The 26,240-nt window shown below is 49.8% G+C and carries 24 protein-coding genes and 1 tRNA gene; 5 read left to right on the forward strand and 20 right to left on the reverse strand.

The window, feature by feature from the left end; translation table 11 throughout:
• Positions 1–243: 243 nt before the first annotated feature.
• The gene (locus tag LQE92_RS02690; RefSeq protein WP_231061461.1) at positions 244–483 is read left to right on the forward strand and encodes a hypothetical protein; all 240 of its coding nucleotides are present in this window, start codon (positions 244–246) and stop codon (positions 481–483) included.
• A gap of 166 nt (positions 484–649) precedes the next feature.
• On the opposite strand, the gene LQE92_RS02695 is transcribed toward LQE92_RS02690, so the two are convergent.
• From LQE92_RS02695 to LQE92_RS02720, 6 genes are all read right to left on the reverse strand, one after another.
• Positions 650–735, reverse strand: a tRNA-Ser gene (locus tag LQE92_RS02695).
• A 47-nt stretch (positions 736–782) separates the two neighbouring features.
• Positions 783–1,916, reverse strand: coding sequence for an N-acetylmuramoyl-L-alanine amidase (locus tag LQE92_RS02700; RefSeq protein ID WP_231061462.1), 1,134 nt, complete (start codon positions 1,914–1,916; stop codon positions 783–785).
• A 67-nt stretch (positions 1,917–1,983) separates the two neighbouring features.
• Positions 1,984–3,093: a tRNA 2-thiouridine(34) synthase MnmA gene (mnmA, locus tag LQE92_RS02705; RefSeq protein ID WP_231061463.1), complete on the reverse strand. Its 1,110-nt coding sequence runs from the start codon at positions 3,091–3,093 to the stop codon at positions 1,984–1,986.
• 3 nt (positions 3,094–3,096) lie between these two features.
• Positions 3,097–3,534 (reverse strand): Fe-S cluster assembly scaffold protein NifU, encoded by a 438-nt coding sequence (nifU, locus tag LQE92_RS02710; protein ID WP_231061464.1) that lies wholly within the window; start codon positions 3,532–3,534, stop codon positions 3,097–3,099.
• An 18-nt stretch (positions 3,535–3,552) separates the two neighbouring features.
• Positions 3,553–4,764, reverse strand: coding sequence for a cysteine desulfurase NifS (nifS, locus tag LQE92_RS02715; RefSeq protein WP_231061465.1), 1,212 nt, complete (start codon positions 4,762–4,764; stop codon positions 3,553–3,555).
• A gap of 29 nt (positions 4,765–4,793) precedes the next feature.
• Entirely contained in the window at positions 4,794–5,237 is a 444-nt protein-coding gene (locus LQE92_RS02720; protein WP_231061466.1) for an RrF2 family transcriptional regulator, read from the reverse strand.
• 154 nt (positions 5,238–5,391) lie between these two features.
• Between LQE92_RS02720 and LQE92_RS02725 the strand changes: the two genes are divergently transcribed.
• Entirely contained in the window at positions 5,392–6,939 is a 1,548-nt protein-coding gene (locus LQE92_RS02725; RefSeq protein WP_231061467.1) for a putative polysaccharide biosynthesis protein, read from the forward strand.
• Between the two features lie 37 nt (positions 6,940–6,976).
• Complete coding sequence (locus LQE92_RS02730) at positions 6,977–7,489, forward strand: DUF6512 family protein (protein ID WP_231061468.1); 513 nt, start codon at positions 6,977–6,979, stop codon at positions 7,487–7,489.
• Between the two features lie 397 nt (positions 7,490–7,886).
• On the opposite strand, the gene metA is transcribed toward LQE92_RS02730, so the two are convergent.
• The 6 genes from metA to LQE92_RS02760 form a co-directional block, all read right to left on the reverse strand.
• Positions 7,887–8,792, reverse strand: coding sequence for a homoserine O-acetyltransferase MetA (metA, locus tag LQE92_RS02735; RefSeq protein ID WP_231061469.1), 906 nt, complete (start codon positions 8,790–8,792; stop codon positions 7,887–7,889).
• Between the two features lie 10 nt (positions 8,793–8,802).
• Positions 8,803–10,764 (reverse strand): NAD-dependent DNA ligase LigA, encoded by a 1,962-nt coding sequence (gene ligA, locus LQE92_RS02740; protein ID WP_231061470.1) that lies wholly within the window; start codon positions 10,762–10,764, stop codon positions 8,803–8,805.
• 21 nt (positions 10,765–10,785) lie between these two features.
• A complete protein-coding gene (locus tag LQE92_RS02745; protein ID WP_231061471.1) occupies positions 10,786–11,541 on the reverse strand; it encodes a pseudouridine synthase in 756 nt (251 codons plus the stop codon).
• Between the two features lie 138 nt (positions 11,542–11,679).
• On the reverse strand, positions 11,680–12,039 hold the full coding sequence (locus tag LQE92_RS02750; protein ID WP_231061472.1) for a YccF domain-containing protein: 360 nt from the start codon (positions 12,037–12,039) through the stop codon (positions 11,680–11,682).
• 4 nt (positions 12,040–12,043) lie between these two features.
• A complete protein-coding gene (locus LQE92_RS02755; protein ID WP_231061473.1) occupies positions 12,044–12,508 on the reverse strand; it encodes a hypothetical protein in 465 nt (154 codons plus the stop codon).
• Between the two features lie 248 nt (positions 12,509–12,756).
• Positions 12,757–14,100 (reverse strand): MATE family efflux transporter, encoded by a 1,344-nt coding sequence (locus LQE92_RS02760; protein ID WP_231061474.1) that lies wholly within the window; start codon positions 14,098–14,100, stop codon positions 12,757–12,759.
• A gap of 120 nt (positions 14,101–14,220) precedes the next feature.
• Here LQE92_RS02760 and LQE92_RS02765 point away from each other — a divergent pair, with 120 nt between their 5' ends.
• On the forward strand, positions 14,221–15,045 hold the full coding sequence (locus LQE92_RS02765) for a MerR family transcriptional regulator (RefSeq protein WP_231061475.1): 825 nt from the start codon (positions 14,221–14,223) through the stop codon (positions 15,043–15,045).
• 167 nt (positions 15,046–15,212) lie between these two features.
• Here LQE92_RS02765 and feoB read toward each other — a convergent pair whose 3' ends face one another.
• From feoB to LQE92_RS02785, 4 genes are all read right to left on the reverse strand, one after another.
• Positions 15,213–17,633, reverse strand: coding sequence for a ferrous iron transport protein B (gene feoB, locus LQE92_RS02770; RefSeq protein ID WP_231061476.1), 2,421 nt, complete (start codon positions 17,631–17,633; stop codon positions 15,213–15,215).
• A 77-nt stretch (positions 17,634–17,710) separates the two neighbouring features.
• Positions 17,711–17,932 carry a FeoA family protein gene (locus LQE92_RS02775; protein ID WP_231061477.1) on the reverse strand — a complete coding sequence of 74 codons (222 nt, stop codon included), beginning with the start codon at positions 17,930–17,932 and terminating at the stop codon, positions 17,711–17,713.
• Positions 17,929–18,171, reverse strand: a complete 243-nt coding sequence (locus LQE92_RS02780; protein ID WP_334301389.1) for a FeoA family protein — start codon at positions 18,169–18,171, stop codon at positions 17,929–17,931. The genes LQE92_RS02775 and LQE92_RS02780 overlap by 4 nt, the downstream gene beginning before the upstream one ends.
• Before the next feature lie 167 nt (positions 18,172–18,338).
• Positions 18,339–20,753, reverse strand: a complete 2,415-nt coding sequence (locus LQE92_RS02785) for a PAS domain-containing hybrid sensor histidine kinase/response regulator (RefSeq protein WP_231061479.1) — start codon at positions 20,751–20,753, stop codon at positions 18,339–18,341.
• A gap of 233 nt (positions 20,754–20,986) precedes the next feature.
• Between LQE92_RS02785 and LQE92_RS02790 the strand changes: the two genes are divergently transcribed.
• Positions 20,987–22,402, forward strand: coding sequence for a GntR family transcriptional regulator (locus LQE92_RS02790; RefSeq protein ID WP_231061480.1), 1,416 nt, complete (start codon positions 20,987–20,989; stop codon positions 22,400–22,402).
• 166 nt (positions 22,403–22,568) lie between these two features.
• Here the strand turns inward: LQE92_RS02790 and LQE92_RS02795 are convergent, their stop codons facing one another.
• The 4 genes from LQE92_RS02795 to LQE92_RS02810 form a co-directional block, all read right to left on the reverse strand.
• The gene (locus LQE92_RS02795) at positions 22,569–23,423 is read right to left on the reverse strand and encodes an arginase family protein (protein WP_231061481.1); all 855 of its coding nucleotides are present in this window, start codon (positions 23,421–23,423) and stop codon (positions 22,569–22,571) included.
• A 98-nt stretch (positions 23,424–23,521) separates the two neighbouring features.
• Entirely contained in the window at positions 23,522–24,982 is a 1,461-nt protein-coding gene (locus LQE92_RS02800) for an ABC transporter ATP-binding protein (RefSeq protein WP_231061482.1), read from the reverse strand.
• Positions 24,979–25,680: an energy-coupling factor transporter transmembrane component T family protein gene (locus LQE92_RS02805; protein ID WP_231061483.1), complete on the reverse strand. Its 702-nt coding sequence runs from the start codon at positions 25,678–25,680 to the stop codon at positions 24,979–24,981. The genes LQE92_RS02800 and LQE92_RS02805 overlap by 4 nt, the downstream gene beginning before the upstream one ends.
• Positions 25,677–26,240: a hypothetical protein gene (locus tag LQE92_RS02810; RefSeq protein WP_231061484.1), complete on the reverse strand. Its 564-nt coding sequence runs from the start codon at positions 26,238–26,240 to the stop codon at positions 25,677–25,679. The genes LQE92_RS02805 and LQE92_RS02810 overlap by 4 nt, the downstream gene beginning before the upstream one ends.

Below are 26,240 nucleotides of genomic sequence, written 5' to 3' on the forward strand. Positions count from 1 at the left end.
TTCGGTTCGCTGGCAATGCAGGGACCGCCTGGATGGAAGCGGACTTTCTCCTGCTCCTCTTTCCGCACCGAAATTACCTCCAGTTTGCTTTGAAAGCCATTGGGGCGGCCACGGAGGCCCGCCGCCGTAAGGCGTGCGGGCCCTGCGGATATCCGATTCTTTTCTGGAATCAGGATTATGGCTCATGTCTGAAACGGTGCGGCAGACAGAAAACCGGCAGAATGATTTCGGGCCGGCCTAAAGGTGAGCGCCGCAGGGCAGCGGCCGGAGTTCTCCAGGCGGAGGAAGGCAGAAACGGAAATACCGATTCCGTTTCTGAGCGAACAGGAGACGGGAAATCATAAAGATTTCCTGTCGACATGTGAGCGGTACTGCCAAAGCGGAGATAAAGCGGCCCCTGCATCGCCAGCGAACCGAAATCGTGACGGTCCGGAACTTCTGCCGGTGCTGAACCGGAACTTGATCGGAGCTGATTATAAATGATTCCAAAAAGTATCTTGTATCATAAAGCCGAAAACCAGGATCGTATACAGACTATTAAATATTAAAAAACCTCAATAAATTGGGCACTTTATCAATTTATTGTAGCATTTCCCCACTTGTATTGCAAGAAAAAAGGGCCTGACAGCTTTTGGCTGAGGCCCTGAAGCGGAGACGGTGGGATTTGAACCCACGTGCCCCGGAGGACAACTCGATTTCGAGTCGAGCTCGTTATGACCACTTCGATACGTCTCCAAATCATACTAGACTATTTTACCCGCAAAGGAAGGGAATGTCAACTGTTACCGTCCAAAATACGCGTCGATTCCATTGGCGATCCCGTTCACTAGTTTGACCTGATAGGAAGCCGAAGCCATCGCCAGATCTTCATCCGGATTACTCATATATCCCATCTCCACAATGGTCACGGGCACCTGGCACCAGTTGATTCCGCTCATGGTATCCGTCTCCCACACTCCATTGTTTCCTGAACCTGTGGATGCCGTCATGGAATCCAGTATGCAGTCAGATAAAGATCGGCTCGTACTGTAGATCTCGCTGCAATACGGGTTTTCCGGAGTCGGACAGATGGTCATGGCACCTGTCTTTCCGGTATTCTCTGATCCGTTGGCATGGATTCTCACAAATGCCTCTGCCTCCGCCTCATTGGCGATGGCGGCTCGTTCTGCGTTGCTGATGTCCACATCATTAGTCTCCCTGACCATCAGTACCTGATACCCCCTGGAGAGCAGTTCATCCCGAAGCTGCAGGGAAACCTGAAGATTGAGCTCTGATTCATCCAGGCCGGACGCAGCACCGGCAGTCCCATAGGATACCTTTTTCTTCATCTCGGAAGCTCCCGGCCCCACCGGCTCTTTCTCATTGTTCCCCACAGCCTGATGGCCGGGGTCAATGCAGACTAAAGGTCCGCTTCCTCCGTGATAAATCCCTGTACCGGCCTGTCCGGAAGCCGGAGGCACGGCAGCAGGCTCTTCCACCGTCAGATACTCCGAAGACACAAAGTATATCTGTCCCTCATATTCCACTTGGCTCCATTTTTCATTATAACCGGTTCTGCGGACAGACTGGCCGGTCCGCAGCTTACCCACGGCTTCCGCGCCCGTATCCGCATCCTTGCGGATATTTACCGTATCCGTCGCGTACACCGTCTCGTCTACGTCGGTAAAAGCAAGCGTTTCCATCTCCTCCGCCGTCGTAGTGGCTGCTGTGGTAGTGGCCGCTGTCGTGACAGGCGCCATCGTCGAAGGTGCCTCCGCACTCGGTGAAGCAGTGGAACCCGTCTCACCGGACTGCTCCGCCGTTGTCCCCACAGCCGGCTTCCTGTTCCCACAGCCGGCCAGTACAAGTGCCAAGAGCAGGCAGACTGCCACAGCTCCTGTCAGTACATGCTTTTTTCTTCCTCTTTCATTTCCCATATGCTTAACTCCCCTGAATCCTCTCATATCACGCATCCTCTGAATTTTTCTGCTTTATTCCGGACCTTTACGCTTTCTGCCCTATGTTCATCTCTTTTGCCGGAATGATCGTACCGCCGCCGGCCACATATTCCCCATCATACAGCACCAAGGCCTGTCCGGGTGTAACTGCCCGCACCGGTTCTGAGAACCTGCATTCAAGCGTATCTCTCCCGATTCTCTTTACTCTGCATGGCACACCTTTATGGGCATAACGGATTTTTCCCGTGAGAAGCTGTCCGTCCTCCACGCCCGGCAGTGCCATAAAATTCAGTTGCCTGCAATATACCACATCGGTGAAGACGTCCTCTGCCTCCCCAATAACCACCTCATCAGTCTCCGGCCGGATCTCCGTCACAAACACCGGATGGCCCATGGACAGATTTAAACCTTTTCTCTGACCTATCGTATAGTGCGTGATTCCCTTATGGCGTCCTAGTATATTCCCATCCTTATCCACATAGTTTCCCCCTCTGAGAGGGACTCTGGTGTTTCTTTCAATAAATCCCGCGTAATCGTTATCCGGCACAAAGCAGATTTCCTGGCTGTCCGGCTTGGAGGCCACGGGAAGCCCCCTTTCTTCCGCCATTCTCCGTATATCACCCTTAGCATATGCTCCCACCGGCATAAGGGTATGCCGAAGCTGCTCCTGGGTCAGATTATAAAGGGCATAGGTCTGGTCCTTCGCCGCCGTCACAGAATTCCGGACGGCCATCCTTCCATTTTCCAAAGCCTCCACACGGGCGTAATGGCCTGTAGCGATATAATCCGCACCAATCTCCAGGCTTCTTTTGAGAAGCGCCTCCCATTTCACATGGCGGTTGCAGGCGATGCACGGATTCGGCGTCCTTCCCTGCACATAAGAATCCACAAAATAATCCATGACCTTTTCCCGGAATACATCCTTAAAGTTCATCACATAAAACGGGATTCCCAAAATTCCGGCCACTCTCCGCGCGTCGTCCACGGCAGAAAGACCGCAGCAGCCACCATTTTCCTCGATGACTGTCCGGTCCTCATCCTGCCAGATCTGCATGGTCACGCCTATGACCTCATATCCCTGCTCCAAAAGCAGGCAGGCCGCCACAGAGGAATCCACTCCTCCAGACATGCCTACTACGACTTTCTTTTTTTCCATGAATCAATAATCTTCTTCCTCTTCGTGTTCACTGATATCCGATTTCGGCTTGGAAAGCCCTTCTATCTTTATATGGTTCTTCTCCGCATAATCCCAAAGGGCAGCATGGATTGCTTCCTCTGCTAACAAAGAACAGTGTACCTTAACCGGAGGCAGTCCGTCAAGTGCTTCCATGACCGCTCTGTTAGTCACCTTTAAAGCCTCATTGACTGTCTTTCCCTTCACCATCTCCGTAGCCATGCTGCTGGTGGCCACGGCGGCTCCGCAGCCGAAGGTTTTAAACTTCACATCCTGAATCACCTGATTTTCATCCACATCCAGATAAATCCGCATGATATCTCCGCATTTGGCATTGCCTACGGTGCCAATTCCACTGGCATCCTCTATTTCTCCCACATTTCTGGGGTTCTGAAAATGGTCCATTACTTTCTCGCTGTACATTATTCTATTCCTCCTGATCTATTTCTTTTCCGTTTTCGGATCCGCCACTTCTTTCCCTCCGTTTATGAAATCTTCATATAACGGGGACATGGAACGCAGCTTTTCCACAATCTCCTTCAGCTTTTCCACCACATAATCAATCTGTTCTTTCGTAGTATCGTCACCCAGAGTCAGTCTCAGAGAACCGTGGGCGATCTCATGGGGCAGTCCAATGGCCAAAAGTACATGGGAAGGATCTAAAGATCCGGAAGTACACGCAGAACCGCTGGAAGCGCAGATGCCGGCCATGTCGAGCATGATCAGCATGGATTCTCCTTCTACAAACTGAAAGCTGAAGTTCGCATTGTTAGGCAGGCGCTTTGTCCGGTGCCCGTTGAGCCTGGTATAAGGAATCTCTTTCATCACCCGCTCAATCAAGTAATCCCTGAGCTCCGATTCTTTCCTGTCCCGTTCTTCCATCGTATCGGCACAAATCCTGGCCGCAGCTCCCAAGCCCACGATGCCCGGAACGTTCTCCGTGCCGGCGCGGCGCTTCCTCTCCTGGGCGCCTCCATGGATAAAGGAACGGATCTTTACACCTTTCCGGATATACAGGAAACCGACGCCCTTCGGCCCGTTGAGCTTATGGCCGCTTGCACTCAGCATGTCGATTCCCATTTCATCTACCTTTATCGGCACATGGCCGAATGCCTGCACCGCATCCGTGTGAAACAGGATTCCCTTCTCCTTTGCCAGGCGCCCGATCTCCGCGATCGGTTCCATCGTGCCGATCTCATTGTTCGCGAACATCACGGAAATCAGGATGGTATCAGGTCTTATGGAGGACTTAAGCTGCTCCATGTCCACCACGCCGTCTTCATCCACATCCAGATAAGTCACATCGAAGCCTTTGCTCTCCAGATATTCGCCGGTATGGAGAATTGCGTGGTGCTCGATCTTCGTCGTGATGATATGTTTTCCTTTTTCCCCATAAGCGTCCGCCGCAGCCTTCAGCGCCCAGTTATCAGCTTCCGAACCGCCGCCGGTAAAATATATTTCGCTGGAATCTGCGCCCAAAATCTCCGCAATGGTTTCTCTTGCTTCCGTAATGGCCTGCTTGTTTCCTGACGCAAAGCCGTACACGGAAGACGGGTTGCCGAATTTCTCGGAAAAATACGGGAGCATCGCATCCAGTACCTTCGGATTCACCTTTGTAGTAGCCGCATTATCTAAATAAATCAACTGTTCCATTTTCTGTACCCTTCTTTCCTTATCTTATATTATTCCTCTTTCCATGTCCCTGCCTGCATGGATTTACTTTGCTCCACAAGTTCCTTTAGGGTAATGTGGTCTACCGTATCCTCCAGACTTTCATGGATCTTCTTCCAGACATATTTTGTCACGCAGAATTTAGCCGTCTTGCACGAGCCATCCCTCTCAAGCCCGGCACAATCCACCAGGATCAGATCCCCTTCCAGGGCCCGCAGGATATCGCCCACGGAAATCCTTTCCATATTGCCCACGATCTGGTATCCTCCCTGTGTGCCCCGGACGCTTTTCACCAGTCCTGCCTTCTTGAGCAATCCCAAAAGCTGCTCCAAATATTTATCAGACAAATCCTGCCGTTTTGCAATTGTCTGAATCGACACCGGCCCGTCTTCACTGGTCTCGGCCAGATCCACCATGGCCCGCAGGCCGTACCGGCCCTTCGTTGACAATTTCATCCTGCGCCTCCAAATTCCCAGTAAAATACTATGATTTTCATTGACACTATACCACCGCCCGGTATTTTTGTCAAGACTGCTTGGGAAATATTTACATGGGACTATTTATGCATTTCCCACAATATACTGTAACAACGCCATTTGAGGTACTGCCATGAAAAAAAGGAAACAAAAAAACCCGCTGATCCTGGGTACTCTGCTCCTGACCGCCTCTGGAATCGCCGCACGGGTCGCCGGCTTCTTTTACCGGATTTTTCTTTCTCATAAAATCAGTACGGAAGCCATGGGACTCTACCAGCTGGTATATCCCATATACGGAATCTGCTTTTCCCTCTGCTGCGGATCCATTCAGACGGCCATATCCCGGTTTGTAGCAGCTGAACATGGTAAAAAAGGAGAGGGCAACAGCCGCCGGTATCTCGCCTGCGGGCTGATCCTGGCCCTCTCTCTTTCCTTTGCGGCAGCGGCCATCATGTATCAGTATGCCCCGTTTCTGGCCCTCCATGTACTGTCAGAGCCCCGCTGTGAAAACCTGCTCCGCATTCTGTCCTTCTCGGTCCCCATGAGCGCCGTACACGCCTGTATCTGCGGTTATTATTATGGGCGCAGCAAAGCGCAGGTACCCGCGGCCGCACAGTTGATTGAACAGTGCGTCCGTATCATGACCGTGATCGCCGTCGTTTATATGGCGGAATCCTCGGGAAAGACCATTACCGCAGCATACGCGGTAGTCGGCCATCTGGCCGGCGAGGCCGGCGCCCTTCTCTCCAGCCTCCTGGCCTTTTCCTTTCATGCTTCCAAACAGTCACGGAAAAAAAGCTCTGTCCAGGGGAATATCTCCCAGTCTTCTTATGGCCTTTTATTCCGCAACCTGGTCCTGATGGTCCTGCCTCTCACGGCAAACCGGCTGGTCATCAGCCTTCTGCAGAGTGCCGAAGCCATCATGATCCCAGGGCGGTTGAGGAGCTTCGGCCTGTCCCCCGGCGACGCCCTGAGCCTGTATGGAGTCCTGACAGGAATGTCCCTGCCTTTTATCCTGTTCCCGACAGCCATCACCAATTCTCTTTCGGTCATGCTGCTCCCTCATATCGCGGAAGCCCAGTCCATGAAGGCCTACGAGAGCATCAATTATTCCTCCGCGATATCCATACGATACAGCCTATACATCGGAATCCTGTTCGCCGGAATCTTCCTTTATTTTGGCCCTTCAGTGGGACCGGTCATCTTCCACAACGAAACGGCGGGCAGCTTTCTGTCCGTCCTGGCGTGGCTGTGTCCGTTTCTCTACGTATCCGGAACGTTGAACAGCATCATCAACGGCCTGGGCTACGCAAAGACCACCTTCTTCCATACGGCCATAGGTCTGACCATACGGCTCTGCTTCGTCATGTTCCTGATCCCCAGGCTCGGAATACGCGCTTATCTGTACGGACTGCTGTGCAGCGAGCTCACCATCACCATGTTTCACCTGAACTTTCTTCGAAAAAAAATCGAGCTGCCGTTTTCACCCTTTTATGAGCTCATCCGCCCCGCCCTGGCCGTTTTCCTGTCCATCGGTATTACCATGGCCCACGCATCCCTTCCCATCCATGAAGGAATGCCCGCTTTGCTGGACCTGCTGGTCTCCGGAATCCTGTTTGTTGTCTGCTTCCTGTTCTTTCTGTATGTGACAAGGCATAAACATTCCGCCTCCCGCCTTTAGTGAAACCTATTATCTCAAATCAATCAAGGAGTTGAATATGAATACTGAACACAAAAAATTATTTCACTATACGCTTCTCGGTATCCTCTTGGTATCTGTCTTCGGCTCTCTGCTGCATTTCGCCTATGGTGCAAGCGGAGAGAATTTCCTCGTTGGACTCATCTCCCCTGTGAATGAATCCACTTGGGAACATATGAAGCTTTTATTTTTTCCCATGCTCTTATATCTGCTCCTGGCGCTGCCGAGACTTAAATCTGCCTGGCCCTGCGCCGTCTCTGCGCTGCCTTCCGGAATACTTGCCGGTATATTTCTGATACCGGTCCTCTTTTATACCTACAGCGGGGTCCTGGGCTTCCACAATCTCATACTGGATATCGCCGTTTTCCTCGTAAGTGTCGTGATCGGTTTCCTGATTTTTTACCGACGAACCTTAAACTGCCGGTCAAAGAAATATACTTTGTTTCTAAATCTGCTCCTTATGGTCATCGTGGTCTTGTTCTTCCTATTCACCTATTTTCCGCCCTCCATAGGGCTGTTCGTATCTCCTTAAGCAGACTGGGCCGCCGGCGTGCCGGCGGCTTTTTTTACGCCCCAATACAAGCCGTTTGACATTTTAGGAACAGATATTACTATTAAAGAAAGCCAAGTCGATTCTGTTCATCTTTGGAGGGGAATTTTATGTTAGATCTATTGCTTAAGAGAAGAAGCTGCCGGAAATTTGAAGACAGAGCCATAGAAGAAGAAAAAAAGGAAAAGCTTCTGCAGGAGTGCTTTCGATTATCGCGGTAGGCTATCCGGAAAAAATGCTTCCCGCTCACACATTAGACGAAGTGGTTCAAGAAAAGATTCATAGAGAATTTTATTAAAATACCGGCCCGCTGCTCCACGCATACGGGCCGAAATCATGACAGCCGTAAACTTCAGCCGGTGCATGATCTTCTCAATATTTACAAAATATACGGCGTCACCTGATACACATAGAAATTGATCCAGTTGGTATAAAGGGCATTGGCATGCATCCTCCATGTAAGGAGAGGCCTCTCCTCCGGGTCATCCTCCGGATAATAATTCACCGGAACCGCTGTATCCATTCCCTTCCCCCGGTCGCGGCGGTATTCCCCATCCAGCGTGACCCTGTCATATTCGGGATGTCCCATGACAAAGATATGCCGCCCGTCCCGGCTCTGCACCAGGAACACGCCTGCCTCGTCAGATTCTGCCAATATGATGAGCTCCGGGCAGGCGGCGATATCCTCTTTCCGTACGTAAGTATACCTGGAATGAGGCGCGCGGAACACATCGTCAAATCCTCTCACCAGCGGGACCGTCCGGTCCAGTACCCTGTGATCGTAGACACCGAACAGCTTTTTTTCCATCTCGTGTTTCTGGATCCCATAGTGATAATACAGGCCCGCCTGCGCTCCCCAGCAGATATGTACCGTAGAGGTCACATGAGTTTTTCCCCACTCCATGATCTTCGCAAGCTCCGGCCAATAATCCACCTCTTCAAATTCCATCTGCTCTACCGGAGCCCCTGTGATGATCATGCCGTCGAATTTCTGCTCACGGATGGCATCAAACGTCACATAGAACTTGTTCAGATGGCTCACAGAGGTATGAGTAGACTCGTGGGTAGACATATGCAGAAATGTAATGTCCAGTTGGATCGGCGTATTGGAAAGGGAACGGAGAAGCTGTGTCTCCGTTTCCTCTTTTATGGGCATCAAATTCAAGATCACGATCTGCAGAGGACGGATGTCCTGAGAAACAGCGCGGTTCTCATCCATGATGAAAATATTTTCCGTCTCGAGTATCGCGCGCGCGGGCAAGTCATTTTGTATCTTAATGGGCATAGTCTCTCTCCTATTCTGTCATATTCAGAAATTCCTCTTCCGATATAATGGGAATTCCAAGCTCCTTTGCTTTTTTATTCTTCGAGGAACCCGACAAACTGTCATTGTTTATGAGGTAATCAGTTCTGGCCGTAACGGAACCCGTCACTTTTCCACCCAGAGATTCAATCAGCGCCTTTGCCTCGTTCCGGTTTCCAAAACGTTCCAAAGACCCTGTGATGACAAACGTCTTTCCGGCCAGAATCTGTGTTTCCGCTGATGCCACTTCATCATGAAATGTCACCAGCGAAAGCATTCGGTCTGCCTCCCCATTGTTCTTTTCTGACTGGAAATAGGATACCATGCCGTCGGCGATCACGGGGCCGATACCGTCTATCTGCTCCAGTTCCTCTCTGTCCGCATGGCGGAGCCTGTCAAAATCATAGTCAAATGCCTTGCAGAGCATCTTTGCGTTGGCCACTCCGATATTGGCGATTCCCAATCCATAGACAAAACGGGGCATGGTCGTGTCCCTCGCTTTTTCCAAAGACGCCTGAAGATTTTCATAGGATTTCTCTCCAAAGCCATCCATGGAAATAATCTGCTCTCTATAGCGGTCCAGATAAAAAAGATCCGCAAATTCCCGAACAAAGCCCGCATCCACAAATTTCTCCAGTGTCGCTTCAGACAGCCCTTCGATATTCATGGCGTCCCTGCTCACAAACAAAGAAAAACGCTTGATCCGTTTTGCCTGACACTCCGGATTCGTGCAGTACAGCGATTTCACGTCGTTTTCCTGCCGTATCTCTGTGACGCCGCCGCAGACGGGGCAGGCCTTGGGTATTTCCAGGCTTCCGCTCCGCGTCAGATTGTCGGCAATCTGAGGGATGATCATATTGGCCTTATACACTGTGATCTCATCCCCGGCCCCCAGCTCCAGGGCTTCCATAATGCTCAGGTTATGGACGCTGGCCCTGCTGACTGTGGTCCCTTCCAATTCCACCGGTTCAAATACCGCTACCGGATTGATCAGTCCAGTCCTGGAAGCGCTCCATTCAATATACGAAAGATGAGTGGGCTGAATCTCATCCGCCCACTTAAACGCAATGGAATCCCGGGGGAATTTCGCGGTCCGGCCCAGAGACCGGCCGTATTCTATATCATCAAAAATCAGAACCAGGCCATCGGACGGGAAGTCGTTATCCCCGATCCGGCCGGCAAAATCCGCGACTGTTTCCGCCACTGTTTCCCGGCTGACCTTCCGGTACTCCACCACGTCAAAGCCCTGCTCGGAAAGCCACAGGAACTGATTCTCCCTGGAGTTTCCGAAGTCCACCCCTCCTGCTTTCACTAAAGAAAACGCAAAAAAATTTACATTTCGCTTCGCTGTGATCTCGTTGTTCAGCTGGCGGACTGTTCCGCTGCAGAGGTTCCGGGGATTCTTGTATTTCGCGTCCACTTCTGCGATCTCTTCATTTATCTTATAAAAATCTGAATATTTGATCACGGCCTCTCCACGAAGCACCACTTCTCCGCGGCAGGCAATCGTTAGAGGTACATTGGCAAACACACGGGCATTATTCGTAATGACTTCTCCCACTTCCCCGTTTCCCCGGGTGACCGCTTTTTCAAGCTGCCCGTCCCGGTAGGTCAGTACAATGGTCAGTCCATCCAGTTTCCAGGACAGGAGTCCATCCTTATCTCCAAGCCATTCAGACAGCGCTCCCGCGTCCTTTGTTTTATCCAGAGACAGCATCGGACTCTCGTGTGCCTCCTTGGGAAGCTCACTCAGCAATTCATAGCCTACCTGTGTGGTAGGGCTCTTGGATAAAGTAATCCCTGTTTCCCTCTCCAGAGCCACAAGCTCATCATACCGTGCGTCATACTCATAATTGCTCATGATCTCCCGGCTCTCCTGATAATAGGCTTTTCCCGCCTCTCTCAGGAGATTCACCAGCTCCTTCATCCGTGCGATCTGTCTTTCCTTTTCCATTCTAAGCACCTGTCCGTTGTCTTAACGATTTTTATTCTTATTGAGCTCTTTCCACGGTTTTCCGCTGGAGTTCTTAAGAAGCTCCTGAAGCGCTTCATACTCCTCTGGAGCCGCTTCCCGATAACTTCCGACGGGAATGCCGTCCACGGTAAAGTTCATGACTCTTATCCGCCTGAGTCCTCTCACACGGTAATCAAAATACTCACACATCCGCCGAATCTGACGGTTGAGCCCCTGAACCAGGATTATGCGGAATTCCTGCGGCCCGGTCTTTTCTATCCGGCAGGGCGCCGTCACCGTATCCAGGATTGGCACGCCTTTTGCCATGGCCTGCAGGAACTCAGATGTCACCGGTTTATTCACCTTCACCAGATATTCCTTGCTATGAGCATTTCCCCTCCGGAGTATTTTATTCACCAGCTCTCCCTGGTTTGTCATCAGAATAAGCCCTTCTGATTCCTTGTCCAGGCGTCCGACCGGATACACGCGTATTGGATAATTCACCAAATCCACAATGTTTTTTTCGCCTTTAAATGCCGCGGTAGTACATACCACACCTGAAGGCTTATTCACCAGAAGGAGTACCGGACGTTCCTTTCCTCCCACCGCCTTACCGTCCACACATACCTGCTGGCCCGGCAAGACCTTCTGGCCCATGGACGCAGTCCCGCCGTCCACCGTCACCCTGCCCTGAGAGATGAGTCTGTCAGCTTCCCTGCGGGAGCAGACGCCTGCTTCACTCAAATATTTATTCAAACGGATTCCCTGTTCTTCCACGATCTGCGTATCCTCCAGCTTCCTATTATTAAATGCTGCAAATAACGTTTTGATTCTAATGCTTTATTATAACTTTCCTTCCGGGCATAGTCAAGCAAAGAGAGCTTCTCCCGCCCCGCCTTCGGGGTTCGTCTATGCTCAGTACACTTCCGCCCCAAAAGGCATCAGTGCCAGCTTTGCCAGCTTGAACTGCTGCATCCCAAAGGGAATCCCTACAATGGTCACACAGAATAAAAGTCCCAGTACCGCGAACTCCAGGGCCATGGGAAGTCCCGATACGATCAGCCAGATTATGTTTAATAAGAAGGAGCCTGCACCGCCTCCGTAATGGACCTCCTTTCCAAAAGGAAAAAAGCTGAGGCCCGCAAACTTAAAACACTGCAGGCCTATGGGAATACCCACGATACTTATGCACCACAGACAGCCCGCCAGGCACCAGCTGAGGCCGCTTAAAAGACCTCCGAAAATAAACCAGATTACATTTCCCAACAATCCCATATCATTACCTCCCATCTTCCAGGCGGAGACAAGAATACCAGCTTTTTAAGTTCATCAGAATTCCTTCTACTCTTATTCTGGCATCCTCGACCTGCTCCCTGGCTTCCTGTATCCTGGACTGGACCAGCCAGTCCGCTGCCAATCCGTCAAAAAAGAAATCTGCAAAAGTCAGAAAACTACCGATCTCCACTTGAAACTCCATGGGAACCTGTATATCCGACAGCTCCTTCTGAAACTGCAGCAGGTGGAATTTGGCCCTCTCAATCTCTTCTCTGGCATCATCAATCTTGGAATGTTTGATCAGGCTGGCGAAGAACCCTCCGCCAAACATATCCCAGACGCCCCATCCCCTGGCGCTTCCCAGATGACTCTCCGCACATTTCAGGCTGTGAAGCGCCTGTTCTCCGGCTTCAATCGCCTCGCAAGTCTCCTGCATCTGTTTCCTCATCTTATAATTCTTTTCCTCCATACGTCTCCTTTCCTGCCCTCAGGCATTTCCCGCGGCAGGTAAGAGACCGGATATCTTTCATCAATAGATTCCATCTAATATGAAATAAAAAAGACTTTTATTCCAGCACACCTGCCACAATAAAAGTCTTGCACTTCTCATTTGATACGGATACCTCTTCGGTATCGGGTGACGATTTCAAACCCGTCTCACGACGTTTGGCTACTCCCTCTTATTGGGAGACATTATAGCATATGCCTTCCAATCTGTCAATCAAAAGACGTCATTCTCCTCTCTCTCTTGCTAAAATATGAAAACAGGCAGGGTAAGGACACAGTAAGAGTCAGCACCTCTGCTGCCGGTATGGACAGCCATACGCCGTCGGCTCCCAGAACACGGGGCAGTACCAGTACTGCAGCCACTATAAAAACAAAGGTCCTCAGAAAAGAGATCAAAGCTGAGGTCTTCCCGTCCGACAAAGCGGTGAAGATTCCGGAAGCCAGGATATTCGTACCGGCAAACAGATAATTGAAAGCAAACAATGTCCCTCCCCTGCTGGCCAGTTCATAAGCTTCTGTTCCCTTCTCCATAAAAACCTGAGCGATAAATGGAGCTCCCGCCCATGCGGCAGCGGTGATAATGACCGCGGAGATCATCACAAATCGGATGGAGATCCGATATATCCTCCGCAGCAGCTCCTTCCGCCCAGCGCCTAGATTATAGCTGAATACCGGCGCCACCCCGATGCTGAATCCCAAATACAGAGCGTTGAACAAGAACTGGCCGTACAGAACCACTGTCATGGCCGCCACTCCGGGTTCCTTTGCCAGCTTCAGCATAATGATGTTGAACAAATATGTGATGACCGCCGTGGACAGGTTCGTGACCATCTCCGAAGAACCATTGAAGCAGCTGTTCCCCAAGACTCTTCCGTCAAATTTCGGCTTCGCGAACCGAAGACCTGTTTTTCGGAACGCAAAAAACAAGATTCCCGCCACCGCGGGAATTGACTGCCCGATTCCAGTGGCCAGAGCCGCTCCGGAGACTCCCATTCCGACAGGCCCCATGAAAACATAATCCAGTATGATATTGGCGATCCCTCCAGCCAAGATCAGTCCCAGTCCCAGCTTGGGCCTGCCTGCCGTCACGAAAAAGGACTGAAACAGCATCTGCAGCATGCACATAGGCGCAAAATACAGGATAACGCTCAGATAGGCGGCACTGTATTCCAGCAGCGCGTCCGTGGCCCCGAGAAGACGGCACAGAGGCTCCAGATACAAATTTCCAAAGACCATTCCCAACACGCCCATTCCGACACCCACCAAAATAATCATCGTAAAATTCTCATTGGCTTCTTTTTCCTTTTTCTCACCAATTTTTTTTGCTATTACAGCGCTTCCCCCTGTCGCCAGCATGATGCCTACCGCCATCAATACATTTGCCGCCGGATAGACGATATTGTTGGCCGACAGTGCAAGGCTTCCTACCATCCGTGAGATAAAGATCCCATCCACAATGGTATAAAGGGACATGAACATCATCATGATTATGGTAGGGAGCGCGAACCGAATCAATGAAAAAAATTTGAATTCCTGTGAAATTGAATTACTCATAATACTCCCTCTTTCCTTTACTTTTTCCTCTTCCATGAGGTATGATAAGGTATCGGGTAACCCAATAGTCAATAGAAAATACAAATTTTTTACATTAAGAAAGGTTAAATCGGTCCAGATATGGAACATAACCGTTATCTCACCGCCGGGGAATTCGCCAGGGCCGCCGGCACTACCAAGCACACCCTCTTTCATTATGATGACATCGGCCTCTTCCGTCCTGCCCTCCGGGCAGATAATGGCTACCGCTATTACTCCATTGAACAGCTGGAAAGTTTCGATGTCATCTGTATCCTGCGGGAACTGGACATGCCCCTGTCTCAGATACAGGACTATCTCGCTCACAAAAGTCCCGAAGCGTTTCAAAAGCTGCTTGCCGACGAGGAAGCACTCGTCAGCCAAAAGATCACCCGCCTGAAAAGAACCCGGGACTGGCTCCGGACAAAAGCCTCCCTGCTGCAAAAATCCCTGGAAAAGGAATCTGCCTCTCTGGAAATCCTCGAATTCCCGGAGCAATACTATGTATCCACTTATACTGCGGTGACGGAAGATACGGCAGTGGCACAGAAGATTGCCGCTCTCTATGACCACTGCGAAAAGCATGGGTTCAAAAGTCCGTATAACGTAGGTTATATTCAAAAATATTCCTCAATATCCCGCGGTATTTATCAGGATTATCACATCTTTTACCTGCTTTTTGACACTCCGCCAAAAAAGCTGGCCTACACAGTAAAACCGGCCGGCCGCTATCTCTGCGCTTATCATAAGGGGCACTGGAACCGTATAGGTGAGACTTATCAAAAGCTTCTCCAGTACGTCTCGTTAAATTCCGGGCCCCTGAGTGAAGATTTCTTTGAAGATTACCTCCTGGATGAGCTGGCTGTCAGCGGTGCTGAAAATTATCTGACCCGTATTTCCGTAAGGCTTGAATCTCCTCCTCTGTAAAAGACTCCGGTGGCCTCACAAATTATCCTGAATCACTCTGCCGCCAATCCAGGCATTGTCTCCTATCACGGCCGGCAAAAATCAAATAAAATCTGATACTTGAAGGTAAATAAATACGGAGCGTGCAGTAGACTGCAGCGCTCCGTATCCTCTTATATGATGTTATGTCATGCTCCTGCTTTTATCTTGATCTTTGTGTTCAGTGTATTGCTCTCTTTATAGGGACGGAACAGCATGAACAGGATAAATGCCACGATCACAAACGCGATGACCGCACCTATCACATTTCCGCCGCCGGTGAACAGCATACCTAACTGGTAGACCACAAAAGCAATCCCATAGGCGAACAGGCACTGATAACCAATCGCGAACCAAGTCCACTTAGCACTGTTCATCTCACGCTTGATCGCGCCAATCGCCGCAAAGCAAGGGGCACACAGAAGATTGAAGATCAGGAACGAATAAGCAGCCAAAGGTGTGAAAGCGGCGCGCATGTTGCTCCAAATCTGCCAGCCGTTTTCCGCGACTTCATCAAAGCCTCCAAACAGGACGCCGAAGGTCCCCACTACGTTTTCCTTTGCGATCAGGCCGGTGACGGTAGCCACCGCTCCCTGCCAGTGTCCCCAGCCAAGAGGCGCGAATATCCATGCGACCGCATTTCCGACGGCAGCCAGGATACTGTCATTCATCTCCACCATGCCAAATTTTCCATCGGCCCAGCCGAAGGAAGAAGTGAACCATACCAGAATCGTCGCGAGCAGGATGATCGTACCGGCCTTTTTAATAAAGGACCAGCCTCTCTCCCACATGGAACGGAGTACATTGCCGACAGTCGGCCAGTGATAAGCGGGAAGCTCCATGACAAACGGAGCAGGATCGCCTGCAAACATCTTCGTTTTTTTCAGCATGATGCCGGAAATGACGATTGCCGCGATACCGATAAAGTAAGCGCTGGGCGCTACCCACCAGGCTCCTCCGAACAGAGCTCCTGCAATCAGGGCGATGATCGGCAGCTTTGCGCCGCAGGGGATAAAGGTCGTGGTCATGATCGTCATTTTACGGTCACGGTCATTTTCGATGGTCCTTGACGCCATGATGCCGGGAACACCGCAGCCGGTACCGATCAGCATAGGAATAAAGGATTTACCGGAAAGTCCAAACTTCCGGAAAATACGGTCCATAACGAAAGCGATACGTGCCATATAACCGCAGCTCTCTAAAAATGCCAGGAACAGGAACAGAACGAGCATCTGGGGTACAAATCCGAGTACAGCCCCGACGCCGGCTATGATGCCGTCCAGTATCAGCCCTTTCAGCCAGGAAGCGCAATTGACCGCATCCAGTCCTTTTTCCACAAACACGGGAATTCCAGGCACCCATACGCCGAAATCGGCGGGATCCGGCTCTTCCTGCCCGGCAGCCTCCAAATAAGTATCATAGGTGACAGGAATCTCTTCCTCCACATTTCCGTCGTCGTCGTATAGATACGCCGTCGTTTCAAGGTCTGCCGCATCCTCCGGATCCAGTCCGGCTTCTTCCGCGGCCGCTTCAAACGCTTCCGTCACCGCGCCGGGCACTGCATACTCTTCTGCCGCCTCTTCATACGCGGAAGAACCGATTCCAAACAGGTGCCATCCGTCACCGAACACACCGTCATTGGCCCAGTCCGTCGCAATCGTTCCTACGGTGCTGACCGATACAAAATAAACGATGAACATGACCACCGCAAAGATTGGAAGAGCCAGGAAACGGTTGGTCACCACCCGGTCAATTTTATCCGAGGTGGAAAGGCCTCCCGCGTTCTTTTTCTTGCAGCAGCCTTTTATAATGGATGCTATGTAAACATATCGCTCATTGGTGATGATGCTTTCCGCGTCATCATCCAGCTCTTTCTCCGCCGCTCTTATATCTCCTTCAATATGGGCAAGCACCGTTTTGTCCAGCTTAAGCTGTTCCAGTACCTTCTCATCCCGCTCAAAGATTTTGATCGCATACCATCGCTGCTGTTCCAGCGGCATATTATGGACGGCCGCTTCTTCAATATGGGCAATCGCGTGCTCCACGACGCCGCTGAAGCTGTGCTGCGGCACCGTCTTTGTTCCTCCGGCAGCCTTCACAGCTTCTTCAGCCGCTTCCATGATTCCCATTCCCTTTAGTGCAGAAATCTCTACGACTTTGCAGCCGAGCTGTCTGGAAAGTTCACCGACATTGATCTTATCTCCGTTTTTCTTGACAACATCCATCATATTGACGGCTACCACCACAGGAATCCCCAGCTCTGTAAGCTGAGTAGTCAGATACAGATTTCTTTCCAGGTTCGTCCCGTCAATGATATTTAAGATGGCATTCGGCCTTTCGCTTATCAGATAATTTCTTGCCACAACCTCTTCCAAGGTATAGGGCGAGAGCGAATAAATACCTGGAAGGTCCATGATGACCACATTGTCGTGTTTTTTCAGTTTTCCTTCTTTTTTTTCAACAGTTACTCCCGGCCAGTTTCCCACAAACTGGTTAGAACCGGTCAAGGCATTGAATAATGTCGTCTTGCCGCTGTTGGGATTCCCCGCAAGAGCAATTTTGATATCCATAGCATTCTGTCCTTTCCAAAAATAATTAGTCTCCTCTAACCTTCATTCTGAAAAACAGGGAGCCGCGCCCCCCATGGTTATTCTACTTCAATCATATCCGCATCCGCTTTCCGGATGGACAGCTCATAGCCTCTGACGGTAATCTCTATGGGATCGCCCAAAGGAGCCACCTTCCGAACATGGATTTCCACACCACGCGTAATGCCCATATCCATAATCCTGCGCTTCACCGCGCCTTCACCGTGGAGCTTTACCACCTTGGCCAAATTGCCCACTTTCACTTGCCTCAATGTCTTCATACTGTCTCCTCCTGATTCTCTGTACTGGCCTGCACCATGATCTTTCCAGCCATCTCCCGGCTGATCGCCACGCGTGAATCCTTCACATTTACTATGAGATTTCCTCCCATAGTGGAAACCACGGTAATGCTGCCTCCCGGAACAAAACCAAGGTTCTCCAGATGTGCCCGGACCTCCGGCTTTCCACTGACCTTTCTGATCATGTTTTCTTCCCCGATAACTGCTAATGTCAACGGCATCATATTCATCCCTCTCTCAATGGTAAGCATGAACTAACCAGTATTCAAAAATATATGGTTAGATTTTCCTAACCATGCTCATGTTAGCATTATCTAACCATTTTGTCAAGAACACTTTCTGACATTTTTTGATTTCCCGTCTATTTCCATAAGGAAAAGGCGGTCGTTCAGCCGCCTGCGTATTTTTCCATCACCCGATACAGCAGTTCCAATTCAAGGGGCTTTGCCAGATGGGCATTCATCCCCGCAGCTATGGAGGCTTCTATATCTTCCTTCATCGCGTTCGCAGTCATGGCCACGATTGGAACAGAATCTGCGTCCTTTCTGTTCATGCCCCGCATCCGGCGGGCTGCCTCCAGCCCATCCATCACCGGCATCTGCAGATCCATAAAAACGAGGTCATAATAGAATTCCGGAACGGCAGAAAACCGTTCGACCGCATCCAGCCCGTTTTCCGCCGTTTCCACCGCAAACCCGGTCTGTCCGAGGATTTCTTCCGCTATTTCCCGATTAATGGCGTTGTCCTCCACCAATAACAGCCGTTTCCCTTTATAGGACCGTTCTGACTGCATCTGAGGCCTCGCGTTGGATTCCATGTTTTCTTTCAAAACGTATTTTTTAATCGTATAGACCAGATTGGACTTCAGCATCGGCTTGACGACAAAGCCGTTGGCTCCTGCCGCCAGCGCTTCTTCTTCATAATCCAGCCAGTCATAAGCGGAGATCAGGATAATCGGAATATCAGGACCTGCCACAGCCCGAATCTTCTTCGTCGTCTCGATACCGTTCATCCCCGGCATCGTCAGATCTATGATCACAGCAAGAAAATCCTCACTTCTCCGATGGTTCTTCTCAACCTCTTCCACTGCTTCTTCTCCACTCAGCACCCATCTGCTGCTAAGTCCAATCTCATCCAGCCGTTCACAGACGGTCTCGCAGGCAATCCTGTCATCGTCCACCACCAATACAGGAAACGTCTCTTCCAGCTTTAAATCCAGCTTTTCCTCTTCACAGACCTCCAAATACAGAATGACTGTAAATTTTGATCCCTCCCCATAGACACTTTCCACCTGGATATCGCCGTTCATCATTCGGACGATATTCTGGCTGATGGCCATGCCAAGCCCTGTCCCCTGAATGGAACGGATATCAGCGTCATCCGCCCGTTCAAAAGGAGTAAAAAGCTTTTGCAGAAATTCCGGCTTCATGCCATAGCCATTATCCTTAAAAATAAATTCATAGCAGCCACAGCCCTGAATCCGGGAATGCTTTTCTCTGATCTCAAACAGAATCTCCCCGTTGTCCGGCGTATATTTGACCGCATTAGACAGAATATTTAAAAAGACCTGTTGTATTCGCTGCGGATCACCCACAACATGTTCATGCCGCAGGCCGTAAGCGTGAATATTGAAATGATGACGCTTATCCATGATGGACGGCTGCATGACCGTAATTATATTCTGAAGCAGATCGCTCAGGCTGAATTCTTCCTCAGAAAGGGAGAGACGCCCACTTTCGATCCTCGCCATATCCAGTACTTCATTGATCAGGCTTAAAAGCAGTTTTGAAGATAATGTGATTTTTTCCAGACAGTTTATTACACGTTCTCTGTCATCAATGTGAGTGCCTGCAATGGCAGTCATGCCTATGATCGCATTCATAGGTGTGCGGATATCATGACTCATGCGGGACAGAAATTCCGATTTCGCCCGGTTGGCTTGTTCTGCAGATTTCAGCGCGTTATGCAGCATTTCCGAACGTTCTTCCAGCTGTTTTCGCAGCTCTCTCTGTTCCGTGATATCTGTTACATCGATGTAGATGACAAGATAAACAGGATTATCGTTCCACCAGTCGACACAGTCCCCGTTTACCTGAAGCCACATGTCTCCCCCTGTTCTGTCCTTTGCCTGCAGTGTGAAACGGACCGGCTTTCCTATACGCATCAACGGAAAATTTTGACGATACGCGGCATGGTTCTGTTCCGATTCATAATTCGTGATCCTGTTATACAGGCCGTTTTCCGTAAATCCATCAAAGGACTCTGTGAATCGGTCATTTGCGTGCATAAAACGAAACCCGTCTTCATCTATCCGATACTTAGCTACGAACCCCGGCAGGTTGCTGTAAGTGACTGACTGTTCTTTCTGTACCCGCACCAAGTCATCAATATTGGTCATGACTGTATACGAAATCTGAAATCCGTTTACATACTCATCTGAAAAAGAATTGCAGATCTGCACCCATACGTGTCCGCCGTCTTTCCGGGGCATCTTTGACACCAGATGATACCCGTTCAGATGCTTCTCGATCGCATCCATGACCGTCTCTGTCAGTTCCCTCCATTCCTCCTGATAATCCGCGTAATAAAGGTCGGGACGGTTGTGAAAGCATGTCTCGTATTCCTCTTTTTTCCAGCCGATCAGCTCATAATAAAAATCATTGGCCCAGATCAGCGTAAAATGTTCATCCATCAGATGTTTGCTCACACTTACCCCCAAAAGTCTCATCAGGGTATTATATTCATAATCAGCCGATTGAACTGTCACACTTCCGGCGGAGTCCGTTTCCATTTTATTTTTCATATTGAGTCCTCCTGGCAAATATTCTTCAAAACGATAATCGGAGATCATCTTCCTTTTTCATACTATGATATTCTGGCGCATACCGTCATTTCTCGACCTTTATCATCATATCACATTTAGAAACAGAAATAAAGAAGAATCTATTAATGATCAAGTAAGCTTAAAAATAGATTTCTCCAGGAAAACATGGTATACTTTATCACAGATACTTAAGAAAGAACGGTGCCTGACCATTGGAAAAGAAAAATTTTCAGATTCTGATCTACCGATATATGATGGCACGGATCCACTATGGATTCTATCCGGAAAAAGAACCGTTTCCATCCATTCACAGTCTCGGCAGGATGTTCCATGTCTCGACCATGACGATACGCTGCGCCTATAAAATGCTGGAAGAAGACGGTTATATCCTTATGGTCAAGAATAAGCGGCCTGTACTCACCTATACTCCTGCCGCCGACAAAAAACTGCCGTCCTGCCTGTATACCCCGGAACAGACATTCCAAGATCTGTACCAGAGTCTGGCGCTTTTTTTGCCAAGCATTTTCTGTTACGGACTTTTTCTCTGCGAAGACGAGGACCTGGAATCATTAAACCGGATTCTGGACAGTCCCGGCAATGCCTGGGATGAGCCGGTAATACGATTTTTGTCCGGAATCGTCAGCAGACTGCGGAATCCTCTGCTGGCCGATCTCTACTACGATATACTGCTGTATTCCTATCCCTTCTTCCTCTCCCGCATGTATCAGGACAACGCGGAATGGCAGGCCCCTCATAAACTGATATGTCAGTATTTTCGGGAGCTCCTTATCGTGAGAAAAGAAGGAAATTTCATAAAGCTTCAGGAATTAATCGACAAAATTTATCAGAATTATCAATTTGCCTTTGTTCCACGGTCTGAATCCCTGCCTGCTGAAAACTTTTACCGCTGGTCGAAGCCCCAGATCAGCGGAGCCATCGCCGGCAAACTGATCTACCGAATCTTCTACGGAATCTATCCCGCAGGCGCCTTTCTGCCGTCTGCGTCTGCTTTGGCAGAGGAATTTTCCGCCGCGCTCATTACCATGCGCCGGACCATCAAACTCCTAAATGATCTGGGAATGACCGAATCCATCAACGGCAGGGGAACAAGGGTCCTTTCTGAAAAAGAAAGCCTTGAAAAAGTCAGCTGGCTGGATTCTCAGGTTCAGAAGAAAATCCTCTCCTTTCTGCGCTGTCTCCAAATCCTGGCCATTACCTGCCGAAAAGTGGCAGAAGGAATCATACCCCATTTAAAAAAGCCAGAGCTTCTCGATGCCGTATCCAAGCTCCGTATCGCCAAAGATATGAACCGGACCGGACTTGTGGAGATGGTCTGCCTGGATCTCCTTCTCTGCTCTGAAAAATATTTATCCATCCTGGATATCTACGAACATCTGCTGAGTCAACTTATCTGGGGCTATCCGCTTTCATATCTGCCGCCCGCGCCCAGTCCGAGCATATATGCCGACGGCCTTATGGAAAGCCTGGAAGCCGGGGACAGCCGCCGTTTTTCTGAGGAATTGGAGAAAAGTCTCCATGCTCTTTTCTATTTTTCCAGAAAAAAGATGGTTTCTGCTGGAATCAAAGAAGCTGGTGTACTGGATCTTCCGGCCGTACCTTTCTCATGATGCAGATGCGCTGAAAAATTCCCGGATGAAACAAGACCGCCCCAGGACCGAAAACGGTCCTGGGGCGATACTGTTATCTCTGCTCTCAAAAATATTTTGAGGGGATTCATAGCCGTATGTTCCTTCTAAAGGCTCTCCATTCAGCGGCGGACCTGTAAATGAGACGTCAGCAATCTGTGAAAATATTGATTTCAGAAAACATTTTATGAAGTCTGTACTCATCGAATGGAAGATACTCTGCAATGGTAAATCCCACGACATCAGAATTTTCCGTTATATACTTCAGCGCTTTGGAAAGTTTTTCAACTGTCATTTTCCCCCCTCCGGCGCCATCTCCAACAAGACTTCCATCTGCAAAATATGTGGAGTGGAACAAACGTTCGTCCAGGACGTCGATATCAAAATGAATCAGAATATGCTCAAAACGCTGCATGAATTCTCTGATCTCATCATCAGATATAAATTTATCTGTCTGCACCTTGTAGCTCACCCCCATGTCATTCAAAAACTTCTCCTGATATCCATGGAGGTTCTGAAGGCCGAAGTACAGAATTTCGTCCGACATAAATTTTTTGTTTTTCATCATTCCCGATAGGGAATCTGCCCCATGCCCCATCAGCGAGCCAAGCACCATAGCATGGGCATTTGGATAACCATCTTTTACAGTAGAAACATCCGGATGCGCGTCAATCCAGATGATTCCAATATTATCATATAATCCATGCAAATAGTCGAATGGCGCCAAAGAAACCATACAGTTGCCGCCAATCGTGATAATCCTGTCAGGCTTTTCCCTGTCAATCTTTTTTACTGCATCCTTGATTCCGGCAAGAACTTCTTTCTTTGCATAGATTCCGTCTGTTATTGTTTTTTTCTTGCCATCAGGAGGCGGGACTTCCACCTTCACCAGTGGCTGACTAGCATTCGCCGGCAGTATGTGCGCCAGCAGATTTGCGCCAAAATAATAGGTTTCCAGTCCTCCGCTGACATGATCCGGATATAATAATCTGATTGTTTTCATATTGCAGGTTCCTCCTTGTAACAGTAACAATGATTTAAATGGATAGCAGATGGAATAATCACATTATACTGCATAAAATCGTTTTATGAAAAGGAAAATCATATTTTTCCCGGGGCGTTCAGCACTCCTTTCCCACCTAAAAGAAGTCTCTGCCGGAAATACCAGTCTGCCAGCTCTTTTCCGCCTTCGCGTGCCACTCTGCCTCCTTCCAGGAAAAACGCCCGGTCACACAAGGCTGACGCACAGCGAAAATCGTGAGTGATGGTGACCATCGTATTATCCTGCTCTTTGTGAATCTGATTTATCGTTTCCACCATTTGGCACAGGCCTTTGTAGTCCTGACCTACCGTAGGCTCATCCAGAAGCAGGACATCCGGTCTCTGTGCCAATATGGCGGCGATGGTCACACGGCGCTTCTGACCCTCTGAAAGAGAATGGGGGTGCCTGGAAAGAAGACCTTCCAGTCCGAACCGCACTGCTGTCTCCATGGCATAGGCCTTATCTCGTGTGCCAAAAGAAAGCTCTTCTTCCACGGTGGGCATGAACAGCTGATAATTGGGATTCTGGTAGATTACTCCCACCGTCCGAAACCAAAACCGGCCCGCTTTTTTTCCCAATGAAGAATCAATGAACTGTTCCACAGAGCCGCTGTCGGCTTTCTGAAGGCGGGCCAGAATCTGTAAAAATGTGGATTTTCCGCAGCCGTTTTCCCCCAGAAGGAGAATCCGTTCCCCTTTATTTATCTGTGCGTCCAGTCCGTCCAGCACAGGACTGGTATCAAAGGACTTCCGAATGCCGTTAATTTTCATGATTGTCTTCCGATCTCCGGCGGAGAACATTCCGTCATCCGAAATAATGCTTATCTGGCTGTTCAAATAGGCGTCCTTGTCTCCTACAAGGCCTGCGGCGCCGTCCTTAAGTTCCCAGACCACATCCACATAGGGAAGCACGACGTCAAGGCGGTGCTCTGCCAGCAGAACGGCCTTCCCCTCCCTGGCCAGGCTTTGCAAAAGTTCCAGAAGTTTTTCTGCCCCCTGTTGATCCAGATTCGCCAAAGGTTCATCGAAGATCAGAATATCTGTCTCCATGGCAAGAGTAGCCGCCGTAATCAGCTTCTGCTTCTGCCCTCCGGACAGGGTACGGGTTTTCCAGGCGCGCGATAAGTCCATTTTCCTGCAGCCTTCTGACACCCGTTTTTCTATTTCCGGAGGCGCAATGCCGAAATTTTCACAGCCAAAAGCAATTTCGTCCTCCACCCTCTGATGGACGATCTGCAGCTCCGCATTCTGCAGAACACTTCCCACCTTCCGCGAAATCTGGCTCATGGAATGTTCTGACACATCCTCTCCATCGATTCTGACCGTCCCTTTAAGCGTCCCCGAAGCCATTCTCGGAATCACGCCGTTGATCAGGGACAGCAGCGTGGACTTTCCGCTCCCTGACAAACCGGACAGAAGCGCGATCTGCCCATATTCTATGAAAAAATCCAAATTCCGGAGAACAGGTTCTGCGCATCCTCCGTAAACAAAGGATTCCACTTCAACTGTAACTGCTCTCATAAGACCGCCACCCCCAATGCCGGAGCCGCGATACCGCCGAGGAACAGTACAAGAAACAGGACTCCAAAGCATACATCCCTGCTCTTTAAGGATACCGGATGATATACCGTAAAGGCTCCTCCCGCGGTAAAGCCCCTTGTTTCCACCGAAAGGGCCAGTGTGTCCGAAATATTCACCAGCCGTACCAGCAGCGGAATGAGAAATGCCCGGTAAAACAACACAGGGCTTAACACGGATGTGACTCCTCTGGTCCGCATAGCGTTTTTCACCTGCCGGATCTCAGCGGAAAGCACTGGGATAAAGCTCATAGTGATCAGCATGCCCAATGTAAGAAGGCGCGGGCAGTTAAATGAAGTCAGACTCCGCACCAGATGCACAGGCGGCAGAGAAAGCCCCGGTATGGCGGCCACGGCCACTCCTGCCAGCCGGTTTCCCATCTGCCAGGCAAAGACCGCGTTCCTGCCTCCGGCAAAGTAGAAGATCAAACTGAAGACTCCCAGATATACCAGCAGGAAAGGAAGCAGCCGTAAGCAAGTGCGGGCGTAGCCAAAGCAGCATAAAAGCAGGTATACGCCTGCCACAAAGACTGTTCCCCATATGGTGCGCGCTAAAAGAAGGGCCCCTATGAGAGTCAGCGCTGCGGCCGCGATACTAAATATCGGATACAGCGGTTTTTTAACGTGAAAACGGTCTGTCATCTTTTCAGTACCCCCGCTTTTTTTAATTCCCGGGATATCCGGATTCCCACGAAAGCCCCTGCCGCACTGACCAGAACAGAAGCGGCCGCACATACCGCCGCCACCATCTGAAAACCAGAGCCAAAGAACAAATCATATAATTCTGCGGAAAAAAAGGCATAATATAGGAGATTAAAGGGCAGCGTCAGGGGAATGAACAGCCAGGACGCGAAAAACACCGCCCTGTCACTCCGATATCCTTTGAACACCAGCACGACGAACAGCTCCAGCAAAAGTCCTGTCAAAAGGCTGGAAAAGAACATGACCGGTGCCATAAACAGTTCCACTATGCCGGTAAACACCGCAAAAAACAGGATGGATCCCACCTTGCGTACCTTCATAAGCGCCACCGCCGGAAATAAAGAAAACTGCAGCGCCGTCACCAGCTGGGCAAGGCCGAATATGTAGACCTGTGAAACTATGGCCATCACGGCCGCGGTGCACGTGGCTACTGCCGAGACAATGGCGAGAAACACCACATCTTTCACCGTAAAGCGTTCCAGTATTTTTCTCTCTTTCAT

It is taken from the genome of Lientehia hominis (assembly GCF_021044755.1).
Lineage (GTDB): Bacteria > Bacillota > Clostridia > Lachnospirales > Lachnospiraceae > Lientehia > Lientehia hominis.

Bases quoted from the DNA above. Each gene is read 5' to 3' on its own strand.
- LQE92_RS02700 (WP_231061462.1), bottom strand. From the start codon at position 1,916: ATGGGAAATGAAAGAGGAAGAAAAAAGCATGTACTGACAGGAGCTGTG.
- mnmA (WP_231061463.1), bottom strand. From the start codon at position 3,093: ATGGAAAAAAAGAAAGTCGTAGTAGGCATGTCTGGAGGAGTGGATTCC.
- nifU (WP_231061464.1), bottom strand. From the start codon at position 3,534: ATGTACAGCGAGAAAGTAATGGACCATTTTCAGAACCCCAGAAATGTG.
- nifS (WP_231061465.1), bottom strand. From the start codon at position 4,764: ATGGAACAGTTGATTTATTTAGATAATGCGGCTACTACAAAGGTGAAT.
- LQE92_RS02720 (WP_231061466.1), bottom strand. From the start codon at position 5,237: ATGAAATTGTCAACGAAGGGCCGGTACGGCCTGCGGGCCATGGTGGAT.
- LQE92_RS02725 (WP_231061467.1), top strand. From the start codon at position 5,392: ATGAAAAAAAGGAAACAAAAAAACCCGCTGATCCTGGGTACTCTGCTC.
- LQE92_RS02730 (WP_231061468.1), top strand. From the start codon at position 6,977: ATGAATACTGAACACAAAAAATTATTTCACTATACGCTTCTCGGTATC.
- metA (WP_231061469.1), bottom strand. From the start codon at position 8,792: ATGCCCATTAAGATACAAAATGACTTGCCCGCGCGCGCGATACTCGAG.
- ligA (WP_231061470.1), bottom strand. From the start codon at position 10,764: ATGGAAAAGGAAAGACAGATCGCACGGATGAAGGAGCTGGTGAATCTC.
- LQE92_RS02750 (WP_231061472.1), bottom strand. From the start codon at position 12,039: ATGGGATTGTTGGGAAATGTAATCTGGTTTATTTTCGGAGGTCTTTTA.
- LQE92_RS02755 (WP_231061473.1), bottom strand. From the start codon at position 12,508: ATGGAGGAAAAGAATTATAAGATGAGGAAACAGATGCAGGAGACTTGC.
- LQE92_RS02760 (WP_231061474.1), bottom strand. From the start codon at position 14,100: ATGAGTAATTCAATTTCACAGGAATTCAAATTTTTTTCATTGATTCGG.
- LQE92_RS02765 (WP_231061475.1), top strand. From the start codon at position 14,221: ATGGAACATAACCGTTATCTCACCGCCGGGGAATTCGCCAGGGCCGCC.
- feoB (WP_231061476.1), bottom strand. From the start codon at position 17,633: ATGGATATCAAAATTGCTCTTGCGGGGAATCCCAACAGCGGCAAGACG.
- LQE92_RS02775 (WP_231061477.1), bottom strand. From the start codon at position 17,932: ATGAAGACATTGAGGCAAGTGAAAGTGGGCAATTTGGCCAAGGTGGTA.
- LQE92_RS02780 (WP_334301389.1), bottom strand. From the start codon at position 18,171: ATGCCGTTGACATTAGCAGTTATCGGGGAAGAAAACATGATCAGAAAG.
- LQE92_RS02785 (WP_231061479.1), bottom strand. From the start codon at position 20,753: ATGAAAAATAAAATGGAAACGGACTCCGCCGGAAGTGTGACAGTTCAA.
- LQE92_RS02795 (WP_231061481.1), bottom strand. From the start codon at position 23,423: ATGAAAACAATCAGATTATTATATCCGGATCATGTCAGCGGAGGACTG.
- LQE92_RS02800 (WP_231061482.1), bottom strand. From the start codon at position 24,982: ATGAGAGCAGTTACAGTTGAAGTGGAATCCTTTGTTTACGGAGGATGC.
- LQE92_RS02805 (WP_231061483.1), bottom strand. From the start codon at position 25,680: ATGACAGACCGTTTTCACGTTAAAAAACCGCTGTATCCGATATTTAGT.
- LQE92_RS02810 (WP_231061484.1), bottom strand. From the start codon at position 26,240: ATGAAAGAGAGAAAAATACTGGAACGCTTTACGGTGAAAGATGTGGTG.